The 21,452-nt window shown below is 73.4% G+C and carries 16 protein-coding genes; 15 read left to right on the top strand and 1 reads right to left on the bottom strand.

Features of this window, described 5'->3' with window-relative positions; translation table 11 throughout:
• Positions 1 to 390: 390 nt before the first annotated feature.
• From pyrR to metK, 13 genes are all read left to right on the top strand, one after another.
• Positions 391 to 951, top strand: a complete 561-nt coding sequence (gene pyrR, locus K4S16_RS03900; protein WP_149257374.1) for a bifunctional pyr operon transcriptional regulator/uracil phosphoribosyltransferase PyrR — start codon at positions 391 to 393, stop codon at positions 949 to 951.
• Positions 948 to 1,889 carry an aspartate carbamoyltransferase catalytic subunit gene (locus tag K4S16_RS03895; protein ID WP_149257373.1) on the top strand — a complete coding sequence of 314 codons (942 nt, stop codon included), beginning with the start codon at positions 948 to 950 and terminating at the stop codon, positions 1,887 to 1,889. Before pyrR ends, K4S16_RS03895 begins: the two co-directional genes overlap by 4 nt.
• Positions 1,886 to 3,172, top strand: coding sequence for a dihydroorotase (locus K4S16_RS03890; protein WP_149257372.1), 1,287 nt, complete (start codon positions 1,886 to 1,888; stop codon positions 3,170 to 3,172). The genes K4S16_RS03895 and K4S16_RS03890 overlap by 4 nt, the downstream gene beginning before the upstream one ends.
• Positions 3,169 to 4,284 (top strand): glutamine-hydrolyzing carbamoyl-phosphate synthase small subunit, encoded by a 1,116-nt coding sequence (gene carA, locus K4S16_RS03885; RefSeq protein WP_149257371.1) that lies wholly within the window; start codon positions 3,169 to 3,171, stop codon positions 4,282 to 4,284. Before K4S16_RS03890 ends, carA begins: the two co-directional genes overlap by 4 nt.
• Complete coding sequence (gene carB, locus K4S16_RS03880; RefSeq protein WP_149257370.1) at positions 4,284 to 7,652, top strand: carbamoyl-phosphate synthase large subunit; 3,369 nt, start codon at positions 4,284 to 4,286, stop codon at positions 7,650 to 7,652. The genes carA and carB overlap by 1 nt, the downstream gene beginning before the upstream one ends.
• A gap of 73 nt (positions 7,653 to 7,725) precedes the next feature.
• Positions 7,726 to 8,613, top strand: a complete 888-nt coding sequence (locus K4S16_RS03875; RefSeq protein WP_149257369.1) for a dihydroorotate dehydrogenase electron transfer subunit — start codon at positions 7,726 to 7,728, stop codon at positions 8,611 to 8,613.
• Entirely contained in the window at positions 8,610 to 9,590 is a 981-nt protein-coding gene (locus K4S16_RS03870; RefSeq protein ID WP_149257368.1) for a dihydroorotate dehydrogenase, read from the top strand. Before K4S16_RS03875 ends, K4S16_RS03870 begins: the two co-directional genes overlap by 4 nt.
• Positions 9,587 to 10,288, top strand: a complete 702-nt coding sequence (pyrF, locus tag K4S16_RS03865; protein ID WP_149257367.1) for an orotidine-5'-phosphate decarboxylase — start codon at positions 9,587 to 9,589, stop codon at positions 10,286 to 10,288. The genes K4S16_RS03870 and pyrF overlap by 4 nt, the downstream gene beginning before the upstream one ends.
• A 913-nt stretch (positions 10,289 to 11,201) precedes the next feature.
• Positions 11,202 to 11,528 (top strand): integration host factor, actinobacterial type, encoded by a 327-nt coding sequence (gene mihF, locus K4S16_RS03860; RefSeq protein WP_021597647.1) that lies wholly within the window; start codon positions 11,202 to 11,204, stop codon positions 11,526 to 11,528.
• Between the two features lie 94 nt (positions 11,529 to 11,622).
• Positions 11,623 to 12,210 carry a guanylate kinase gene (gene gmk, locus K4S16_RS03855; protein ID WP_149258015.1) on the top strand — a complete coding sequence of 196 codons (588 nt, stop codon included), beginning with the start codon at positions 11,623 to 11,625 and terminating at the stop codon, positions 12,208 to 12,210.
• Between the two features lie 27 nt (positions 12,211 to 12,237).
• Entirely contained in the window at positions 12,238 to 12,492 is a 255-nt protein-coding gene (rpoZ, locus tag K4S16_RS03850) for a DNA-directed RNA polymerase subunit omega (RefSeq protein WP_021597645.1), read from the top strand.
• Between the two features lie 354 nt (positions 12,493 to 12,846).
• Complete coding sequence (gene coaBC / locus K4S16_RS03845; RefSeq protein WP_149257366.1) at positions 12,847 to 14,088, top strand: bifunctional phosphopantothenoylcysteine decarboxylase/phosphopantothenate--cysteine ligase CoaBC; 1,242 nt, start codon at positions 12,847 to 12,849, stop codon at positions 14,086 to 14,088.
• 141 nt (positions 14,089 to 14,229) lie between these two features.
• Complete coding sequence (gene metK / locus K4S16_RS03840) at positions 14,230 to 15,423, top strand: methionine adenosyltransferase (protein ID WP_149257365.1); 1,194 nt, start codon at positions 14,230 to 14,232, stop codon at positions 15,421 to 15,423.
• Between the two features lie 200 nt (positions 15,424 to 15,623).
• Here the strand turns inward: metK and K4S16_RS03835 are convergent, their stop codons facing one another.
• Positions 15,624 to 17,174 carry an MFS transporter gene (locus K4S16_RS03835; protein WP_235036551.1) on the bottom strand — a complete coding sequence of 517 codons (1,551 nt, stop codon included), beginning with the start codon at positions 17,172 to 17,174 and terminating at the stop codon, positions 15,624 to 15,626.
• A gap of 262 nt (positions 17,175 to 17,436) precedes the next feature.
• Between K4S16_RS03835 and K4S16_RS03830 the strand changes: the two genes are divergently transcribed.
• Both K4S16_RS03830 and K4S16_RS03825 read left to right on the top strand, forming a co-directional pair.
• Positions 17,437 to 19,548, top strand: a complete 2,112-nt coding sequence (locus tag K4S16_RS03830; RefSeq protein ID WP_149257363.1) for a primosomal protein N' — start codon at positions 17,437 to 17,439, stop codon at positions 19,546 to 19,548.
• Between the two features lie 68 nt (positions 19,549 to 19,616).
• Positions 19,617 to 21,425: a hypothetical protein gene (locus K4S16_RS03825; RefSeq protein ID WP_149257362.1), complete on the top strand. Its 1,809-nt coding sequence runs from the start codon at positions 19,617 to 19,619 to the stop codon at positions 21,423 to 21,425.
• Positions 21,426 to 21,452 lie beyond the last annotated feature (27 nt).

Below are 21,452 nucleotides of genomic sequence, written 5' to 3'. Positions count from 1 at the left end.
TCACCGGGGGGAGACAGATTCGCGAAGCCCGGGGGCTCCAAGAGTCTGTCTCCAGGGATGGTTACGGACAGTGACGGTAAAACGGGTACGGCCCCAGGTCAAGCTGATTGGAAAAAAGCGGTCGAATCCGCAGGACTCGATCCGGCCGGTCCGGATCCCCTCCTCCCCGTGCGCGCGGGGCTCCGGCGGCCCTGCCGCGCGTCCGCGCCCCCGTCCGGCATGCCCCCGAATGTGACCCCTCTCACCTGCGAAGACGCGGGCCGGTCCGGGGTGCGGGGCAAGCGTGACCGGCTGCTAACGTGTGGGGGACACGACGTCCTTTAAGGCCCGTCCCGTGAGGCGGGGAAGGAGGTTTCGGCGGTGAATGCTGCCTCCAGGCAGGAGCAGCGCGTGGCGGACGGTGACCCCCGGCCCAAGGCCGTTCTCGAGGGTCCCGACATCAGACGCGCGCTGACCCGCATCGCACACGAGATCCTCGAGCGGACCAAGGGCGGCCACGACGTCCTGCTGCTCGGCATCCAGACCCGCGGCGTGACGCTGGCCGAGCGGCTCGCCGGGGCGCTGCGCGAGGTCGAGGGCCGCCCGGTGCCCTGGGGCTCGCTCGACGTGACCATGTACCGGGACGACCTGCGCATGCGTCCCGCGCGCGCCCTCGGCCGCACGGAGCTGCCCCCCGAGGGGATCGACGACAGGGTCGTCGTGCTCGTCGACGACGTGCTGTTCTCCGGGCGGACGGTGCGCGCCGCGCTGGACTCGCTGAACGACCTCGGCCGGCCCCGCGCCGTCCAGCTGGCGGTGCTGGTCGACCGCGGGCACCGGCAGCTGCCGATCCGCGCCGACTACGTGGGCAAGAACCTGCCCACCTCGATGCGCGAGACCGTGAAGGTCCTGCTGGACGAGAACGACGGGCGCGACGCGGTGCTGCTCGGCCCGACGGGGGGTGCCGAATGAACCGCCATCTGATCTCCGCCGCCGACCTCAGCCGCGACGACGCGCTGCTCGTGCTCGACACGGCCGAGGAGCTCGCGCAGATCGCGGGCCGCTCCATCAAGAAGCTGCCGACGCTGCGCGGCCGGACGGTCGTCAACCTGTTCTTCGAGGACTCGACCCGCACCCGCATCTCGTTCGAGGCCGCGGCCAAGCGGCTGTCCGCCGACGTGATCAACTTCTCCGCCAAGGGCTCCAGCGTGTCCAAGGGCGAGAGCCTGAAGGACACGGCGCTCACGCTGGAGGCGATGGGCGCGGACGGCGTCGTCATCCGGCACAACGCCTCCGGCGCGCCGCACCGGCTGGCCGGATGGGTGCAGGGCAGCGTGGTCAACGCCGGGGACGGCACCCACGAGCACCCCACGCAGGCGCTCCTGGACGCGTTCACGATGCGCAAGCGCCTGGGCGACCTGGAGGGCCGCAAGGTCACCATCGTCGGCGACGTGCTCCACAGCCGCGTGGCACGATCCAACGTCCTGCTGCTCGACACGCTCGGCGCCGACGTGACCGTGGTCGCGCCGCCGACGCTGCTGCCGGTCGCGATCGACACCTGGCCGTGCGCGGTCTCCTACGACCTCGACGCCGTCATCCCCAAGAGCGACGTCATCATGATGCTGCGCGTCCAGCAGGAGCGCATGAACGCCGCCTACTTCCCGACCGTGCGCGAGTACAGCCGCCGCTACGGGCTGGACGCCGAGCGCATGGCCGAGCTGCCCGAGCACGCGATCGTCATGCACCCCGGGCCGATGAACCGCGGCGTCGAGATCGCCGCCGAGGTCGCCGACTCGGTCCGCTCCACGATCGTCGAGCAGGTCGCCAACGGCGTCAGCGCGCGCATGGCCGTCCTCTACCTGCTGCTCGGAGGCTCCGAGCCCGCCATCGGCCAGGAGGTCCCCCAGTGAGCACCTACATCATCAAGGGCGCCCGGATCCTCGGCGGAGAGGCCGCCGACATCCTCGTCCGCGACGGCGCCATCGCCGCGGTCGGGGCCGGGCTCGACGAGGCCGGGGCCGAGGTCGTCGAGGCCGGGGGGCTGGTCGCGCTGCCCGGTCTCGTGGACCTGCACACCCACCTGCGCGAGCCGGGCCGGGAGGACGCCGAGACCGTCGAGTCCGGGACGCGGGCCGCCGCGATGGGCGGGTACACCGCCGTCCACGCGATGGCCAACACCGACCCCGTCGCCGACACGGCCGGCGTGGTCGAGCAGGTGTGGCGCCTCGGGCGCGAGGCCGGGTACTGCGACGTCCAGCCGGTCGGGGCCGTCACCCGCGGCATCGCCGGCGAGCAGCTCGCCGAGCTGGGCGCGATGGCCGACTCCGCCGCCGAGGTGCGGGTCTTCTCCGACGACGGGCACTGCGTGTCGGACGCGGTCATCATGCGCCGGGCCCTGGAGTACGTGAAGGCGTTCGACGGCGTCGTCGCCCAGCACGCCCAGGAGCCGCGCCTCACCGAGGGCGCCCAGATGAACGAGGGCGAGATGTCCGCGGCGCTCGGCCTGCGCGGCTGGCCCGCCGTCGCCGAGGAGGCGATCATCGCCCGGGACGTGCTGCTCGCCCAGCACGTCGGGTCGCGGCTGCACGTGTGCCACGTCTCCACGGCCGGCTCGGTGGAGATCATCCGCTGGGCCAAGAGCAAGGGCTGCCCGGTGACCGCCGAGGTCACCCCGCACCACCTGCTGCTGAACGACGCCAAGGCCGGGTCCTACGACCCGATCTTCAAGGTCAACCCGCCGCTGCGCACCGCCGACGACGTCACCGCGCTGCGGCACGCCCTCGCCGACGGGACGATCGACTGCGTCGCCACCGACCACGCCCCCCACCCGGTCGAGGCCAAGGAGACCGAGTGGGCCGTGGCCGCCATGGGCATGATCGGCCTGGAGACGGCGCTGCCGGTCGTCCAGGAGGCGATGGTCGAGACCGGCCTGCTCGACTGGGCCGGGGTCGCCGACCGCATGTCCGTCCGCCCCGCCCGCATCGGCCGCCTTTCCGGACAGGGTCGTCCGCTGGAGGCAGGTTCGCCCGCCAACATCACGCTGTACGACCCGTCGCCGCGCCGCGCCGTGGACCCGTCCGCGATGACCTCCAAGAGCCGCAACACCCCGTTCGCGGGGCTGGAGCTGCCCGGCCGGGTCGTCGCGACGTTCCTGCGCGGCAAGCCGACCGTCCTCGAAGGGAAGCTCCAATGAACCCTGCTCTGCTCGTTCTGGAAGACGGCAGGGTGTTCCGCGGGGCCGCGTACGGGGCCGAAGGCGAGACCTTCGGCGAGATGGTCTTCAACACCGGCATGACCGGCTACCAGGAGACCCTCACCGACCCCTCGTACGCGCGCCAGATCGTGGCGATGACCTCCCCCCACATCGGCAACACCGGCGTCAACGCCGAAGACCCCGAGTCCCGCCGCATCCAGGTGGCCGGCTACGTGGTGCGCGAGCCCGCCCGGGTGGCGTCCAACTGGCGCGCCACCGGCTCGCTCGGCTCCGCGCTGCGCGAGCAGGGGGTCGTGGGCATCGCCATGCCCGGCACGCGGGCGCTGACGCGGCACCTGCGCGACAGGGGCGCGATGCGCGCCGGCATCTTCAGCGGCGCCGCCGCCGCCGGCGGCGAGGACGCCCTCGTCGAGCGCGTCCGGCAGAGCCCCTCGATGGAGGGCGCCGACCTGGCCCGGGACGTCTCCACCACGGAGCCCTACGTCGTCCCGGCGCGGGGCGAGAAGCGCTACACGGTCGCGGCCGTCGACCTCGGCATCAAGTCGATGACGCCGTACCGGATGTCCGAGCGGGGCTGCGAGGTGCACGTCCTGCCGGCGACCAGCACGGCCGCGGACATCCTCGCCCTCGCCCCCGACGGCGTGTTCTTCTCCAACGGCCCGGGCGACCCGGCCGCCGCGGGCTACGCCGTGGAGGCGCTGAAGGGCGTCCTCGACACCGGGACGCCGTTCTTCGGGATCTGCTTCGGCAACCAGATCTTCGGCCGCGCGCTCGGCCTCGGCACCTACAAGCTGAGGTTCGGCCACCGGGGCATCAACCAGCCCGTCCAGGACCGGACGACCGGCAAGGTCGACGTGTCGGCGCACAACCACGGGTTCGCGGTGGACGCCCCCGTCGGCGGGCCGTTCGACACCCCCTACGGACCCGGCGAGGTCAGCCACGTCAACCTCAACGACGGGTGCGTCGAGGGGCTGAGGCTGCTGGAGCGCCCGGCGTTCAGCGTGCAGTACCACCCGGAGGCAGCGGCAGGTCCGCACGACGCGTCCGGGCTCTTCGACCGTTTCTGCGACCTGATGGAGGCGTCGAAGTAATGCCGCGCCGCGAAGACCTGAACTCCGTCCTGGTCATCGGCTCCGGGCCGATCGTCATCGGACAGGCGTGCGAGTTCGACTACTCCGGCACCCAGGCGTGCCGGGTGCTGAAGGCCGAGGGCCTGCGGGTGACGCTGGTGAACAGCAACCCGGCCACGATCATGACCGACCCCGAGTTCGCCGACGCGACCTACGTCGAGCCGATCACCCCCGAGGTCGTCGAGAAGATCATCGCCAAGGAGCGGCCGGACGCGCTGCTGCCGACCCTCGGCGGCCAGACGGCCCTGAACACCGCCATCGCGCTCTACGAGGGCGGCGTCCTCGCCAAGTACGGGGTCGAGCTGATCGGCGCCGACGTGGACGCGATCCAGGCCGGCGAGAACCGGGAGCGGTTCAAGGAGGTCGTCGCCAAGGTCGCCCGGGAGCAGGGCCTGAACGCCGAGTCGGCCCGGTCGGTCATCTGCCACTCGATGGCCGACTGCCTGGCCGCGGCGGGCGGGCTCGGCTACCCCGTCGTCGTCCGGCCGTCCTTCACGATGGGCGGGCGGGGCTCCGGCTTCGCCCACGACGAGGCCGACCTGCGCCGCATCGCGGGCGCCGGGCTCGACGCGTCCCCGACCGGCGAGGTGCTCCTGGAGGAGTCGATCCTCGGCTGGAAGGAGTACGAGCTGGAGGTCATGCGCGACCGCCACGACAACGTGGTGATCGTGTGCTCGATCGAGAACCTCGACCCGATGGGCGTGCACACCGGCGACTCGATCACGGTCGCGCCCGCGCTGACGCTGACCGACCGCGAGTACCAGAACATGCGCGACGTCGCGATCGCGGTGATCCGCGAGGTCGGCGTCGACACCGGCGGGTGCAACATCCAGTTCGCCGTGCACCCCGGCACCGGCCGGATGATCGTCATCGAGATGAACCCGCGGGTGTCGCGGTCCTCGGCCCTGGCGTCCAAGGCCACCGGCTTCCCGATCGCCAAGATCGCGGCGAAGCTGGCCATCGGCTACACGCTGGACGAGATCCCGAACGACATCACCCGGGAGACGCCCGCGTCGTTCGAGCCGACGCTCGACTACGTCGTGGTGAAGGTGCCCCGGTTCGCGTTCGAGAAGTTCCCCGGCGCCGACGGCACGCTCACCACGCACATGAAGTCCGTGGGCGAGGCCATGGCCATCGGGCGGTGCTTCACCGAGGCCCTGCAGAAGGCCCTGCGGTCGCTGGAGCAGAAGGGCACCTCGTTCAGCTGGGCGGGGGAGGCCGACGCCGCCGCGCTGGTCGAGTCGGCCGGGCGCCCCCACGACGGGCGGCTCCGGGACGTCCAGCGCGCGCTCTGGGCCGGCGCCTCCATCGAGGAGGTGTACGAAGCCACCGGCATCGACCCCTGGTTCCTGGACCAGATCGCCGCCATCAACGAGGTCGCGGAGGAGATCCGCACCGCCGACGACGCGCTCACCAAGGACAAGCTGCTGCGCGCCAAGCGGCACGGCTTCTCCGACGCGCAGATCGGCGAGCTGCGCAACCTCTCCGAAGAGGTCGTGCGCGAGCTGCGGCACGCGCTCGGCATCCGCCCGGTCTACCTGACCGTCGACACCTGCGCCGCCGAGTTCGAGGCGCAGACCCCCTACCTCTACTCCGCCTACGACGAGGAGACCGAGGTACCGCCGGGGACGAAGCCGAAGGTCATCATCCTGGGCAGCGGGCCCAACCGCATCGGCCAGGGCGTCGAGTTCGACTACTCCTGCGTCCACGCGTCGTTCACGCTGGCCGAGGCCGGCTACGAGACCGTGATGGTCAACTGCAACCCCGAGACGGTCTCCACCGACTACGACACCTCCGACCGGCTCTACTTCGAGCCGCTCACGCTGGAGGACGTCCTCGAGGTCGTCTACGCCGAGCAGCAGTCCGGCGAGGTCGCGGGCGTCATCGTCCAGCTCGGCGGGCAGACGCCCCTCGGGCTCGCCCAGAAGCTGAAGGACGCCGGCGTGCCGATCGTGGGCACCTCGCCGGAGAGCATCCACCTCGCCGAGGAGCGGGGGGCGTTCGGGCGCGTCCTGCACAGGGCGGGCCTGCTCGCGCCCAAGCACGGCACGGCCACGTCCTACGAGGAGGCTCTGGAGATCGCCGCCGAGATCGGCTACCCCGTGCTGGTCCGCCCGTCCTACGTGCTGGGCGGGCGCGGCATGGAGATCGTGTACGACGACGCCACGCTGGAGTCGTACATGGCGCGGGCCACGGAGGCGAGCCCCGAGCACCCCGTCCTGGTCGACCGCTTCCTGGACGAGGCCATCGAGATCGACGTGGACGCCCTGTTCGACGGCGAGGAGCTTTACCTCGGCGGTGTCATGGAGCACATCGAGGAGGCCGGCATCCACTCCGGCGACTCGGCGTGCGCCCTGCCGCCCATCACGCTGGGGCACGACGACATCCGCCGCATCCGCGAGTCGACGGAGGCGCTCGCGCGCGGCGTCGGCGTGCGGGGGCTGATGAACGTCCAGTACGCGCTGTCGGCGGGCGTCCTGTACGTGCTGGAGGCGAACCCGCGGGCCTCCCGCACGGTGCCGTTCGTCTCCAAGGCGACCGCCGTGCCGCTCGCCAAGGCGGCGGCCCGCGTGATGATGGGCGCCACCATCGCCGAGCTGCGCGCCGAGGGCATGCTGCCGGAGGCCGGCGACGGCGGGTCCCTGCCGCTGGACGCGCCGATCGCGGTGAAGGAGGCCGTCCTGCCCTTCGACCGGTTCCGCAACGAGCACGGGCAGGGCGTCGACATCGTCCTCGGCCCCGAGATGCGCTCCACCGGCGAGGTCATGGGCATCGACGAGGTGTTCGGCACCGCGTTCGCCAAGTCGCAGCAGGCCGCCTACGGGTCGCTGCCGACCAAGGGGCGCGCGTTCGTGTCCGTGGCGAACCGCGACAAACGGCACATGGTGTTCCCGGTGAAGCGGCTGGCTGACCTGGGCTTTGAGATTCTTGCCACGGAAGGGACCGCGGAGGTCCTGCGCCGCAACGGCGTGCGTGCCAAGATCGTGCGCAAGCACAGCGAGGGTCCGGGCCCGTCCGGCGAGCCCACGATCGTGCGGCGCGTCCTGGACGGCGAGGTCGACCTCATCGTCAACACTCCCTTCGGCAGCCCCGGCCAGTCCGGGCCGCGGCTCGACGGCTACGAGATCCGTACCGCGGCCGTGCTGCGGGGCGTACCGTGCGTGACGACGGTCCAGGGGCTCGCGGCGGCCGTGCAGGGCATCGAGGCCGTCACCGGCGGCCAGGTCGGCGTCCGCTCCCTCCAGGAGCACGCCGAGCGGCTGAGCGGCGCGCACGGCCGCGCCGGCGCGCCGGACCCGGACGGGCAAGGCACTGTGACGCCCGGCTGAGAGTGACCGGGCGGGCCGGGCGCATGCCGTGCGCCCGGCCCGCCCGGAGTACGCGACGAGGAGAGGGAGACGGGTGTCCGACACGCCGGTGCAGACCTCGGCGACGGTCCTGACGGTCCGCCAGGTGCAGGACTACCGCGCGATGACGCTGGTGGCCCCGGCCATCGCCGAGCGCTTCAGGCCCGGCCAGTTCGTGGCGCTCGCGGTGGGCGGCGAGCACACCTCCCGCCTGGTCCGCCGGTGCTTCGGGGTCCACGAGGTCAAGTCCGACTACGGCGGCACCGTCGAGCTGGTGTTCGCCGACACCGAGCCCGGCACCGCCTGGCTCGCCGGCCGCCGCTCCCGCGACCAGCTCGACCTCGTCGGCCCGCTCGGCCGCCCGTTCCGGCTGCCCCGCGACCCGGTCACCTGCCTGCTCGTCGCCGGCGGGCCCGGCGGCGCGGCCGTGTTCGCGCTGGCCGACACGCTGCTGCGGCGCGGCTGCCAGGTGCACTTCGTGCTCGCCGGCGCCTCCGCCCGGCAGGTGTTCGGCTCCCGTATGGCGCAGCGCATCGGCGACAGCTCCGCCGTCGTCACCGAGGACGGGTCGATGGGGGAGAAGGGCGCCGTCCGCGACGTCCTGCCCCGGGTCATCGAGGAGACGGGCGCGGACGTCGTCTACGGCTGCGGCCCCACGTCCCTGCTCCGCTCGGTCACGCAGATCGCCGGCGCCTTCGGGCTGCCCTCGCAGGTGTCGGTCGAGGAGTTCCTCCAGCAGACGGGCGCGTGCGGCATCGGCGTGTGCATGACGTGCATGCTCCCCGTCCACGGCGAGGACGGCGTGACCCGCATGATCCGCGCCTGCGCGGACGGGCCCGTCCTGCGCGGCGACCGCGTCCGCTGGGGCGACCTCGGCACCATCCCGTTCGACGCGCTCGGCGCGCCGCGCGTCCTGAGCGTCTCTGAAGGGGGCTCCCAGTGAGCGACCGGGTCATGACCGCACTCGGGCCTCTGGAGCTCCCCAATCCCGTCCTGACGGCCTCCGGGTGCGGCGGGACGGGACGGGAGCTCGCCCAGTTCTTCGACCTCACCCGCCTCGGCGCCTTCGTCACGACGTCGGTCATGGCGCAACCGCGCGCGGGGCGCCCCACGCCCCGGGTGACCGAGACCCCGAGCGGCCTCCTGACCGCGATGGGCCTGCCAGGCCCCGGGCTGGAGACGTTCCTGGAACGCGACCTGCCCTGGCTCATCGAGCAGGAGGTCCGCACGATCGTGTCCGTCGCGGGCAACAGCGTCGAGGAGTACGGCGACCTCGCGCGCCGCCTCCGCAACGTCCCGGGCGTCGCCGCGATCGAGGTCAACGTCGCCTGCCCCAACGTCGAGGACCGCGGCCGCATGTTCGGCTGGCACCCGGCCGCCGCCGCGTCCGTCGTGCGGGCCGTGCGCGCGCACGCCCGGCCCGGCGTCCCGATCTTCGCCAAGCTCGCCCCCGACGTGACCGACATCGTCACGATCGCGCTCGCCTGCGTCGACGCGGGCGCCGACGGCCTCACCCTGATCAACACCATGGAGGCCATGGCGATCGACCCGCAGACGCTGCGTCCGGCCCTCACGGGCGTGTCCGGCGGCCTGTCCGGGCCCGCCGTGCGGCCCATCGCGGTCCGCTGCGTCTACCAGGTGCACGCCGCGCTGCCCAGCACCCCCGTCATCGGGGTCGGCGGCATCTCCACCGGCCTGGACGCGCTGGAGTTCATCCTCGCCGGGGCCTCCGCCGTCGCCGTCGGCACCGCCCTGTTCCACGACCCCACGGCCGGCCCCCGCGTGCTGCGGGAGCTGGAGGAGGCGCTCGCGGCCCGCCGCATCGCCCGCCTCGCCGACGCCGTCGGCCTCGCGCACAAGCCCGCCGGGTACGTCCCGCCCCAGGTGCGCCCGCAAGAGCCCGAGAAGGAGAAGCTGTGACCGCCCCCATCGCCGTCGCGCTGGACGCGCCCGACCTGGAGACGGCCGCGCGCTGGGCCACCCTGGTCACGCCGCACGTCTCCACCGTCAAGGTCGGCCTGGAGCTGTACCTGCGGTACGGGCCGGACGTCGTCGCCAGCGTCCGGGGCGCCAGCCGCGTCCAGGTCTTCCTCGACCTCAAGCTGCACGACATCCCCGCCACCGTCCGCGGCGCCGCCCGCGCCGTGGCGCGCCTCAAGCCGGCCTACCTGACCGTGCACGCCGCCGGAGGGCCCTCGATGATCCGCGAGGCGGTGGAGGCCGTCCCCGCCACCAAGATCGCCGCGGTCACGGTCCTGACGTCGCTCGGGGACGCCGATCTCGCCGCCCTCGGCCTCGCGGGGCCCGCCCCGGACGCCGTCCGCCGGCTCGCCGTCCTCGCCGTCGAGGCGGGCGCCCAGGCGCTCGTGTGCTCTCCGCAGGAGGCCGCCGCCGTCCGCGCCGAGGTCGGGCCGGACATCACGCTCATCACGCCCGGTGTCCGCCCCGCGGGCTCCGGCAACCAGGACCAGGCCCGCGTCGCCACCCCCGAGGACGCCCTCGCCGCCGGCGCCGACCTGCTGGTCATCGGCCGCCCCATCACCGCCGCCCCCGATCCGGGCGCCGCCGCGGCCGGGATCGCCGCCGCGCTGCGCCGCACGTCCGCCGGCACGGCCTGAACGGGCACGGCCTGAACGGGCATGGGCCAGGCCAGGCCGCGGGCCGGGCGGGCACGGGGCGGGCGGGCACGGGGCGGGCGGGCACGGGGCGGGCGGGCACGGGCCGGCGGCCGGGGCAGGGCTCGGCAGGGGCAGGCGGCTCGGGCGATGGCCGCGCGGGCGCCGGCGCGCGCGGCGTCCCCGCCCGCGGACATCCCCGGCGCCATTGGTGCGCGGGTGCACAGAACGCTTTGCGGGCGAGTTTTGTGGCGTGCGCCATCGCGCTTTGTGGTTTTAGTCGCATGCGAATGCGGGGGCCGAGTCGTCGCTTTGCGATACGTGCCGAACGGTGAACTCGGTCACGCGGAGGCGCGATTCCGGACCGGGGGGAGTCTCCGGAGGGGCGGCCGGCGCTTCCGCGTCCGTGGCGGTGCCCTGGCGGCGGGCTGGGGGAGCTGGTGCGGTGGGGGTGTCCTCCGGGCCGAACGAACGATCTTGGCGGTGTGTTGTCGAGGATGACAGTAACGGTGCCGGGGCGACGTGCGGAACGGCGCGGCGTGACGAGTGTCACTCGGTCGGGATCACTTGTGGGAGCCCCCGCGGGGACGGCCGGGACGGCGTCCCGGGGCGGTGGCGGGACCGTGGCGCAGGGGCCGCTCAGGGGAGCGAAGCGCAGCGGCGAACGGGTACCGAGTGCCACATGTGCGGGCAGAATGGGCGGATTTTCACGATCATGCGAAAGTCCCAGCAAGCCAAGGGGTTGGGGCTCTGAGGGGCCGGAGTTGGGTACACTCTGTATTCAGGACACTCCGAGGAGTGATTTTCGTGAATTTGTGGTGGGCTAAACGGCACTTCACGTTGCCTTATGGGTGGTGAACTCGCTAGTTTCCCAACCCGTCCGACTCCGTCGAGTGGAAACCTGAGGTGACCCGGCGTGGCTCTTCCGCCCCTAACCCCCGAACAGCGCGCCGCAGCCTTGGAGAAGGCTGCCAAGGCTCGCAAGGAGCGGGCCGAGGTTAAGAACAAGCTGAAGCACGGGGGAACCTCGCTCGCCGAGGTTCTCAAAGAGGGTCAGTCCGACGACGTCATCGGAAAGATGAAGGTGTCGGCCCTCCTGGAATCGCTGCCCGGTGTGGGCAAGGTCCGTGCGAAGCAGATCATGGAGCGCCTGGGCATCGCCGAGTCCCGCCGTGTGCGGGGCCTCGGCGCCAACCAGCGCGCTTCCCTGGAGCGTGAGTTCGGCGGAAGTGCGAACCGCTGACGTGCGACTCACGGGCGGGCGCGGCGGCCAGACCGCCGCGGCCGGCTCGGGGCGACCCGGGAACGGCACCATCCCGTCCGGCTCCGGCGCACCCATCGCTGCGCCGGAGGGCTCCAGGCCGAATGGCCCGCTCGCGCGGCGGCTGACGGTCCTGTCCGGGCCGTCGGGCGTCGGCAAGAGCACGGTCGTCGCCGAGATCCGGCGCTCACACCCCCGGGTGTGGCTGTCGGTCTCGGTGACCACCCGGGCCCCCCGCCCGGGTGAGACCGACGGTGTGCAGTACTTCTTCGTCGACGACGCCGGTTTCGACCGGCTCGTCGCCGAAGGGGAGCTCCTCGAATGGGCCGAGTTCGCGGGCAACCGCTACGGCACCCCGCGCCGGCCCGTCGAGGAGCGCCTCGCCCGCGGCGAGCCGGTCCTCCTGGAGATCGACCTCCAGGGCGCCCGGCAGGTCCGGCGGTCCATGCCCGAGGCGCAGCTGGTGTTCCTCGCTCCCCCCAGCTGGGAGGAGCTCGTCCGCCGCCTCACCGGACGCGGCACCGAGCCCCCCGAGGTCATCGAGCGCCGCCTCGACGCGGCCCGCGTCGAACTCGCCGCCGAGAAGGAGTTCGACGTCACGCTCGTCAACACGGCCGTGCAGGACGTGTGCGACGAGCTGCTAGCCTTGATGGCTGACCAGTAGCCGTTCTACCTAGCGGAAGGCCACCGAGTGGCAGCCAGCAACGAGGGCATCACCAACCCTTCGATCGACGAGCTCCTCGAGGTCGTCGACACCAAGTACGGCCTCGTGAGCATCGCGGCCAAGCGCGCCCGGCAGATCAACGCCTACTACGCCCAGCTGGGCGAGGGCCTGCTGGAGTACGTCGGCCCGCTCGTCGAGACGCAGGTCCAGGAGAAGCCGCTGTCGATCGCCCTCCGCGAGACGCGCGAAGGCCTCCTGAACGCCGAGCCCATCGAGGGCTAGGGGCTACCGGGGGCGACCGATGCTGCTCGTCGGCCTCCGGCCGCCTTCGCCCAGGCCGCGTCCGCTGCGCCGCCTGGGGGGCGACCCCCAGACCCCCGGGCCGGGGCGACCGATGCTGCTCCTCGGCCTCCGGCCGCCTTCGCCCAGGCCGCGTCCGCTGCGCCGCCTGGGGGGCGACCCCCAGACCCCCGGGCCGGGGCGACCGATGCTGCTCGTCGGCCTCCGGCCGCCTTCGCCCAGGCCGCGTCCGCTGCGCCGCCTGGGGGCGACCCCCAGACCCCCGGGCGAGCCAAGGCAGCCTCCGGCAGGACCCCGGCATGAGGGCGGGGGGCGTGTGATGGGATCGTGGGCCGTATGACCTCCCCCAAGCCGCGCGTCGTGCTCGGAGTGAGCGCCGGAATCGCCGCGTACAAGGCGTGCGAGCTGCTCCGGCGGCTCACCGAGTCGGGCCACGACGTCACCGTCGTGCCGACCGCCGACGCGCTCCGCTTCGTCGGAGAGCCCACCTGGGCCGCGCTGTCCGGCAAGCCGGTGTCCCCGCGGGTGTGGGACGGCGTCGCCGAGGTCCCGCACGTCCGGCTGGGGCAGCAGGCCGACCTCGTGTTCGTCGCGCCGGCCACCGCCGACCTGCTCGCCAAGGCGGCGCACGGACTCGCCGACGACCTGCTCACCAACACCCTGCTGACCGCCCGCTGCCCCGTCGTGTTCGCGCCCGCGATGCACACCGAGATGTGGCAGCACCCCGCCACGCAGGCCAACGTCGCGACGCTGCGGGCACGCGGCGCCGTCGTGGTGGAGCCCGCCTCCGGGCGCCTGACGGGCAAGGACACCGGGCCCGGGCGGCTGCCCGACCCCGCCGAGCTGTTCGAGATCGCCCGGCACGTGCTCGCCCGCGGCGCCGGCGGGCGCGACCTCGCCGGACGGCACGTGGTGGTCTCCGCCGGCGGCACCCGCGAGGCCATCGACCCCGTCCGCTTCATCGGCAACCGCTCGTCCGGCCTGCAGGGCTACGCCCTCGCCCGGACCGCGGTGGCCCGCGGCGCCAGGGTGACGCTCGTCTCCGCGAACGTCGCCCTGCCCGACCCGGCGGGCGCCGAGACCGTCCCGGTCGGGTCGGCCGAGGAGATGCGCAAGGCGGTGGTGGAGGCGGCCGGGTCGGCCGACGCGGTCGTCATGGCGGCCGCGGTCGCGGACTTCCGGCCGGCCGACTACCGCGGCTCCAAGATCAAGAAGGCCGAGGGGGCGGAGCCGGAGCCGATCCGGCTCGTCAAGAACCCCGACATCCTGGCCGAGCTGGGAGCGAGCCGCCGTCCCGGCCAGGTGATCGTGGGCTTCGCCGCCGAGACCGACGACGTCCTCGCCAACGGCCGGGCCAAGCTCGCCCGCAAGGGCTGCGACCTCCTCGTCGTCAACCAGGTCGGCGAGAACCTCACCTTCGGCCGCCCCGACAACGCCGCGACCGTCCTCGGGGCGGACGGGTCGGCGACCGAGGTGCCGCGGGGCGCCAAGGAGGCGCTCGCCGAGGTCGTCTGGGATCTCGTCTCGGCGCGGCTGGAGGGCCCGCCGTCAGGCGTTCGTCAGGGCGAAGGGCGATGATCCGGCTAGACTTCTGGCCCTAGCGTCCATTGGCCCTAACATCCATGGGGAACCATGGCGGGGGGCGGCGTCCCTCGCCGAAGTCGACAAAGAATCCGTTCTGCGACGTCAGTCAGCAGCCGCTGCAAGGAGTTCACGTACGTGTCTCGCCGCCTGTTCACCTCCGAGTCGGTGACCGAGGGTCACCCGGACAAGATCGCGGACCAGATCAGCGACGCGATCCTCGACTCGATGCTCAAGGACGACCCGAAGAGCCGGGTCGCCGTCGAGACGATGATCACGACCGGTCAGGTCCATGTGGCCGGTGAGGTCACCACCGAGACCTACGTGGACATCCCGGGCGTGATCCGGGAGAAGATCCTGGAGATCGGCTACGACTCGTCCAAGAAGGGCTTCGACGGCCACTCCTGCGGCGTCTCGGTGTCGATCGGCGCGCAGTCGCCCGACATCGCGCAGGGCGTCGACGACGCCTACGAGACCCGCGAGGGCGAGGGCGTCGACGACCTCGACCGGCAGGGCGCGGGCGACCAGGGCCTGATGTTCGGCTACGCCACCAGCGAGACGCCCGAGCTGATGCCGCTGCCGATCACGCTGGCGCACCGGCTCGCCCGGCGGCTGTCGGCGGTCCGCAAGAGCGGCGACGTGCCGTACCTGCGCCCCGACGGCAAGACCCAGGTCACCATCGAGTACGACGGCGACCGCGGCGTCCGCCTCGACACCGTCGTCGTGTCCAGCCAGCACGCTCCCGACATCGACCTGAAGGAGCTGCTCGCCCCGGACGTGAAGGAGCACGTGGTCGACCCGGTGCTCGCCGAGTTCGACCTCGACACCGACAACTACCGGCTGCTGGTGAACCCGACCGGCCGCTTCGAGATCGGCGGCCCGATGGGCGACGCCGGCCTCACCGGCCGCAAGATCATCGTGGACACCTACGGCGGCATGGCCCGGCACGGCGGCGGCGCGTTCTCCGGCAAGGACCCGTCCAAGGTGGACCGCTCCGCCGCGTACGCGATGCGCTGGGTCGCCAAGAACATCGTCGCCGCGCAGCTCGCCGACCGCGCCGAGGTGCAGGTCGCCTACGCGATCGGCAAGGCCCACCCGGTCGGGGTGTTCGTGGAGACGTTCGGCACCGAGAAGGTCGCCCCCGAGAAGATCGAGAAGGCCATCGGCGAGGTCTTCGACCTGCGCCCGGCCGCGATCGTCCGCGACCTCGACCTGCTGCGCCCGATCTACTCGCAGACGGCGGCCTACGGCCACTTCGGCCGCGAGGAGCCCGACTTCTCCTGGGAGTCGACCGACCGCGCCAAGGACCTGGCCTCCGCCGCCGGCCTGTAACCGGTCTCAACGAAGAAGGGCCCCGGGACGCCCCGGGGCCCTTTCTCGTCCCACGCCGCTGTGTCAGCGACGCCGCTGTTTTGGCCCCCGGGATGGTGGCTCCTGTGACGGTGGCTCCTGTGACGATGGCACCCGGTTGTTTCGGCCAGGGCGCTCGTTCGGGGCAGTGCGGCGCTGTGCTCGGGCTGGGCTCGGCCGGGTCAGGGGGCGCAGTGGTTGCCGCGGTGCAGGCCGTAGCGGGCGGCGATGGTGTAGCGGCCCTGGGCGCGCGCCTGCAGCCGGACGAACTCGCCCTCGCGCGCCAGGCAGGCGTCCCCGCCCGTCACGCTCAGCCAGGGGGACCAGGAGACCCGCACCAGGAAGGATCCGCTCGACGGCACGTCGACGACGAGCTTCCCGGAGTTGAGCGTGCTGACGAAGGCGGGCCGGTCGACCAGCGGCGTGGGGCTCGCCACGCGGTACAGCCGCCAGTGCTCGTCCCGCCAGATCTCCGTCAGGTACGGCTGGCCCTTCTCGACGAGGGCGGCCTCCTCCTGCGACGACCAGTCGACCTCCTGCTCGGGCAGGACGACGTACTGGACGGCCCACTTGTGCAGCCAGTCGCGGTACGAGGCGGGCGTCAGCGCGCCCTCCTCGTAGAACAGTGCGTGGCGCTCGGCGTCGACCTGGCGGTTCCAGCCGCGGGCGAGCGCGAAGTGGCGGCTGAGGCCGGAGGACTCCCAGTGGGAGCGCAGCGGGACGGCCTCGATGCGCGCGTCGCCCGCGCCGACGGCGTTCAGCTCGCCGATGAGGCCGCGGGCGTGGTCGGCGGCGGCGTCCGCGGGCTCGGTGTGGATGAGGTCGTCGACGGGCTTCACGACCTGCCAGGACGCCGTGACGATGAACGCCAGCGACAGCACGGCGATCCGGAGCCGCCCGTGTGCGCGCGCCACGGCCGACAGCAGGAACATGCCGCCGAACAGCAGCGAGAGGCGTTCGACGTTGCTGCCGATGGGGGAGGGGATCAGCCAGGTCAGGATGATCCCGGCGAGGTAGACGCCGGCGCCGATCCGGACGAACGTCCAGGTCTTCGGCGCGCAGAGCAGGATCGCGATCACGCTGGTGACGGCGGGCAGCACGATCGCGTCGAGGGAGATCGGCTGGACGCCGCTGAACGGGAAGAGCAGGCTGGTCGTCCCGACCACGACGGGCAGGCCCACGGCGACGCAGACCCCGGCGCGGCGGCGCCCGGTCAGGAACAGCGCGGCGGCCAGCACCAGCAGGAACAGGCCCGCGACGGGGCTCGCGAGGGAGGCCAGCACGCTCAGGACGGCCATCGCCGCCGCGCGCAGGGCGGGCGTGCCGCGCGGGGTGAACGCCACGATGGTCGCCATGAGCGCGAACATCAGCCCGAGGCCGAACGTGACGCGTCCGGAGGCGGCGTTGCAGGCCAGCGCGAAGGCGGCCCAGAGCGACGCGGGCAGCGCGACCGGGGCCCTGAACTGCTTGAGCAGGTACCCGGTGAGCGCGGCGCAGATCGTGCCCGTCACCACCGCGACCGTGCGGATGCCGAACACCGCCATCAGGTACGGCGACATGACGCTGTAGGAGGCGGGGTGCATCCCGCCGTACCAGGCGAAGCTGTACGCCGCGCCGGGGTGCTTCCAGACGAAGTCCGTCCACGCGGCCTGTGCCGCCAGGTCGCCGCCCTCGGTCGCGAGGAGCAGCCCCCACACCAGATGCAGGACGGCCGCGGCCAGCGTGGCGGCCACCACGGGGTGGCGCGCCCACTTCTTCCACTTCTTCCGCCTGGAGGCGGCTGAGGGGCTTGGGGAACGGCGTGACGCCCCGCCGCCGGCGGGGGAGTCCGTCCGCTCATGGGTATGAGCTGTGGTCACTTCGCCTGCAGGGGCTCGTCGGACGGCGAGGGTGCGGACGGGCGTCGGGCAATGGGCCGGAGGACGCGCACCCGTTCAAACGGGTCAACCCTAGCGCGCGGGATCGGCTGTCGGCTCGATCTGGTAGGACGGGGACGTGACGAAGGACGGCGGGGGAACGGACCTGATCCCGGGGCTGGACGCCCTCCCCGGCGCGGCCGCCGGCAAGCCGGACGACTCCGGAAAGCCCGGCGCGTCCGGCAGGTCGTCGGGCAAGTCGTCGGGCAGGTCGTCGGGGAAGAAGGGGGCCCGCCGGCCGGCCGCGGAACTGCCCGTCGCGCGGATCGCGGTCGACATGTCGCTCCCGCACCTGGACCGTCCGTTCGACTACCTGGTGCCCGCGGAGCTGGACGCCAAGGCGGTCCCCGGGTGCCGGGTGCGGGTGCGCTTCGCGGGCCAGCTCGTCGACGGCTTCCTCCTGGAGCGGGTCGCGGAGAGCGCCCACGGCGGCAAGCTGCTGTTCCTGGAGCGGGTGACCTCCCCCGAGCCCGTCCTGGCGCCGGAGATCGCCACGCTGGCGCGGGAGGTGGCCGACCGGTACGCGGGGACGTTCGCCGACGTCCTGCGCCTCGCCGTCCCGCCCCGGCACGCCCGTGTGGAGGCCGAGCCCGTGGAGGAGGCCGCCCCCGCCTCCCCGGAGGCGCCGGACGCCGGCGTGTGGCGGGAGTACCCGGCGGGGGAGTCGTTTCTGAGCGCGCTGGCAGGCGGCAGAGCACCGCGCGCCGTGTGGACCGCGCTCCCTGGGCCCGACTGGACGGCGGCCATAGCGCGCGCGGTGGCCGCCACCTTGAGCGGTGGGCGGGGAGCTCTCGTCGTCGTCGCCGACGGCCGCGACGTGGCGCGTGTCGACGCCGCCTTGGAGGCGGAGCTGGGGGAGGGGCTGCACGTCGCCCTGACGGCGGAGCTCGGCCCGGCGGAGCGCTACCGGAGATGGCTCGCCGTCCGGCGCGGCATGGCACGGGCGGTCGTCGGCACCCGCGCGGCCATGTTCGCGCCGGTCGCCGACCTGGGGCTGGTCGTGCTCTGGGACGACGGCGACGACGTCCACGCCGAGCCGCACGCGCCGTATCCGCACCCCCGCGACGTGCTCGCCCTGCGCGCGCACCGGTCGGGGGCCGGGGCGCTGATCGGCGGGTTCACCCGCACCACCGACGCGACGCAGCTCGTGGAGACCGGCTGGGCCCATGCGCTTGCCGCCGACAGGAACCGCGTCCGGGCGAGGATGCCGCGTGTCCGCTACGTGGGGGAGGACGCCCAGCTCGCGCGGGACGCCGCCGCCCGCACCGCGCGCCTGCCGAACATCGCCTTCGAGGCCGCCCGGCAGGCGCTGGAGACCGGGCCCGTCCTCGTCCAGGTGCCGAGGCGCGGTTACGTCCCCGGCATCGCGTGCGGAAGGTGCCGCACGCCGGCCCACTGCCGGACCTGCCAGGGGCCGCTGGCGCTGGCCTCGTCGCACGCGGCTCCGTACTGCCGCTGGTGCGGCGCCATCGCCGGCGACTGGCACTGCCCCGAATGCGGCTTCTTCCAGGTGCGCGCCCTCGTGGTGGGTGCGAAACGCACGGCGGAGGAGCTCGGCCGGGCGTTCCCCGGCGTGCCCGTACGCACCTCGGGGCGCGATGCCGTCCTCGACAGGGTGGGGCCGGAACGGGCGCTCGTGGTGTCGACGCCCGGGGCCGAGCCGCCTGCGGAAGGGGGGTATCCGGCCGCTCTGCTGCTGGACGGCTGGGTCCTCCTAGGGCGGCCGGATCTACGCGCCGGAGAGGAGACGCTGAGGCGCTGGATGAACGCGGCGTCGCTCGTCCGCCCGCAGGGCCCGGTGATCGTGGCCGCCGAAGGAGCGCTGCCGGCGGTCCAGGCCCTCGTGCGCTGGGACCCCGTCACGTACGCGGAGCGGGAGCTGGCCGAACGCAGGGAGGTGGGCTTCCCGCCCGCCGCGCGCATGGCGTCGCTGACCGCGTCCCCGGCCGCCATACGGGAGCTTCTGGCCGACACCCGGTTGCCCGATGGCGCGGAGGTTCTCGGGCCCGTCCCCATCCCCGTCCCCCAGTCCGGCACGGAGGCTCAAGAGAAGGAGCGCGCTCTGATACGCGTTCCGCGCGCCGCAGGGCCTGCGCTGGCGCGCGCGCTGAAGGAGGCCCAGGGAGTGCGCAGCGCGCGCAAGGTTACGGAGACCGTACGGGTCCAGATCGAACCCCTTGAGCTGATCTGACGGGGGACGAACCGCCCCCTGGAACCGATCCGGCCCCGTGCGACCGGACTGCCCCGTAGGGTTCTGGCGTGGCCGACAACTGGGTGGAGACCACCGTGGGCGACCTGCGGCGGTGGTCGGACGAACGCGGTGAAGCGCTGGACGAGCAGGGCGTCCGCATCCTGCTCGACCTGGCGCGGGAGGAGATGGGCCTCGCGGGCCCCGAGGCGCTGGAACCGCGGCACGTGCGCGAGCTGCTCCTGGAGGTCTTCCCCGAGTCCGTGGTCGCCGGGCGCGACGACGTCCCCACCGTCCTGGACGCCCTCCGCGGGATCGTCGCCTACCTTCGCGACACCGGCGCCGTCGCCGAGGCCGCCGCAGGCGGCCTGGAGGCCGAGATCGAACGGACCGGGGCCGAGTTCGCCGAGGTCGTCGCCGCCGTCGACAGCGAGGAGCGGCAGGCGGCCGCCGAGGTCGTCGCCGGGCTGATGCAGGCCGACGGGGTCGACCTTGACGACCAGGCCGCCGTCGACGCGTGGGTCCGCGACTTCGAGGCGCAGCCGGAGGAGGAGCGCTTCGCCCGCACCGAGGAGTACCTGCGGCAGGCCGGGGAGCTGGTGGTCCCGCCCGTCCGGCTGGCGCCGCAGGCCGAGGTCGCGGACGCTGCGCGGCGCTCCGGCCTCACCTCCGCCGTCCTGGCCCTGGCCCGCTGGACGGGCGAGCGCCCGCTGACCGAGCACGGCGTGCTCGCCGGCCCCGACGCCGAGGCCGCCCGCCTCGCCCTCGGCCTCGGCTCTCCGCGGCGCCACGGGCGGATGGAGGACGACGGCGCGCTGGAGCGGCTGTGGTGGGCCGCCGTCGAGGCGAAGGCGATCAGCGCCGAGAAGGGCGCGGCCGCCCCGGGCCCCGCGCTGCCGGGCCTGGAGTCCGATGACGACATGGCGCTGCTCACCGCCTGGCTCCCGCTGTTCGACGCCCTGGTCGTGCCAGGCCACGACTACGACGACGGCCTGGACGCCGTCGAGCTCGTCCAGAACGAGCTGACCGGCGTCCTCATCCACCTGTACGAGCAGGAGGAGCCGACAGGGCCCGAAGCCCTGGCCGAGGCGCTGCTCGGCCACATCGAGGAGGCGTACGACCTCACCGACGCCGACGCCATGTCCGAGCTGGTGGGGGACGCCCTCGCACTGGAGCTCGCCACCCTCGAGGACTGGGGCGTCATCGAGGCGTCCGGTGCGGGGCGGTCGCTGACCCCGCTCGGGGTGTGGGCGGTCCGGGAGCTGCTGCTCGCGGACGGGTTCACCGCCCCCGTCATCGGCGAACTGGCCGGCGCCCGCGCGTCCGAGCTCATCGCGGGGCTCACCTGGTACCGGCCGGAGGCCGCCGACGAGGAGATCGACGGCTGGCTGGCGTCCCACGACCCCAAGGACGCCGCCGCCGACCTGCTGGACGTCATGCGGACCGGCGGCCCCGGCGCCCGCAACCTCGCCGCCGCCGTCCTGCACCGCGTCGGCCCCGAGGCCGCCGGCGTGGTCCGCGCCGCGCAGGAGCACCCGCTGGTGTCGCCCTATGCCGCGATGTGGCTGAACGCCGCCGGCGACCCGGCGGGGCGGGAACTGGCCCGCGAGGAGTACCTCTGGGTGTTCGTCGACACGGTCGCCGGGATGCTGGAGACCGCCGAGCCGGCGGAGGCCGTCGAGGCGGCGCTCATCGACGCGCCGCCCGGGGCGGAGATGAAGGCCATGGTGGACGAGCTCTGGCGCACCCATCATCCCGGTGCGGCCGACGTCCTGGAGGCTTTGGGCGCGCACCATCCCGACAAGGCGACGGCCAAGGCCGCCCGTACCGCCGCCTACAAGGCGCGCTCGGCTCGCCAAGGGGAGCACCGCGGCGTGTGAACCCCGTGTTCGAACGCCGCGCGTGAA

Origin of the sequence: Actinomadura sp. K4S16 (assembly GCF_008327685.1) — a bacterium.
Classification (GTDB): domain Bacteria; phylum Actinomycetota; class Actinomycetes; order Streptosporangiales; family Streptosporangiaceae; genus Spirillospora.
This window is presented reverse-complemented; position numbering and strand designations above follow the sequence as displayed.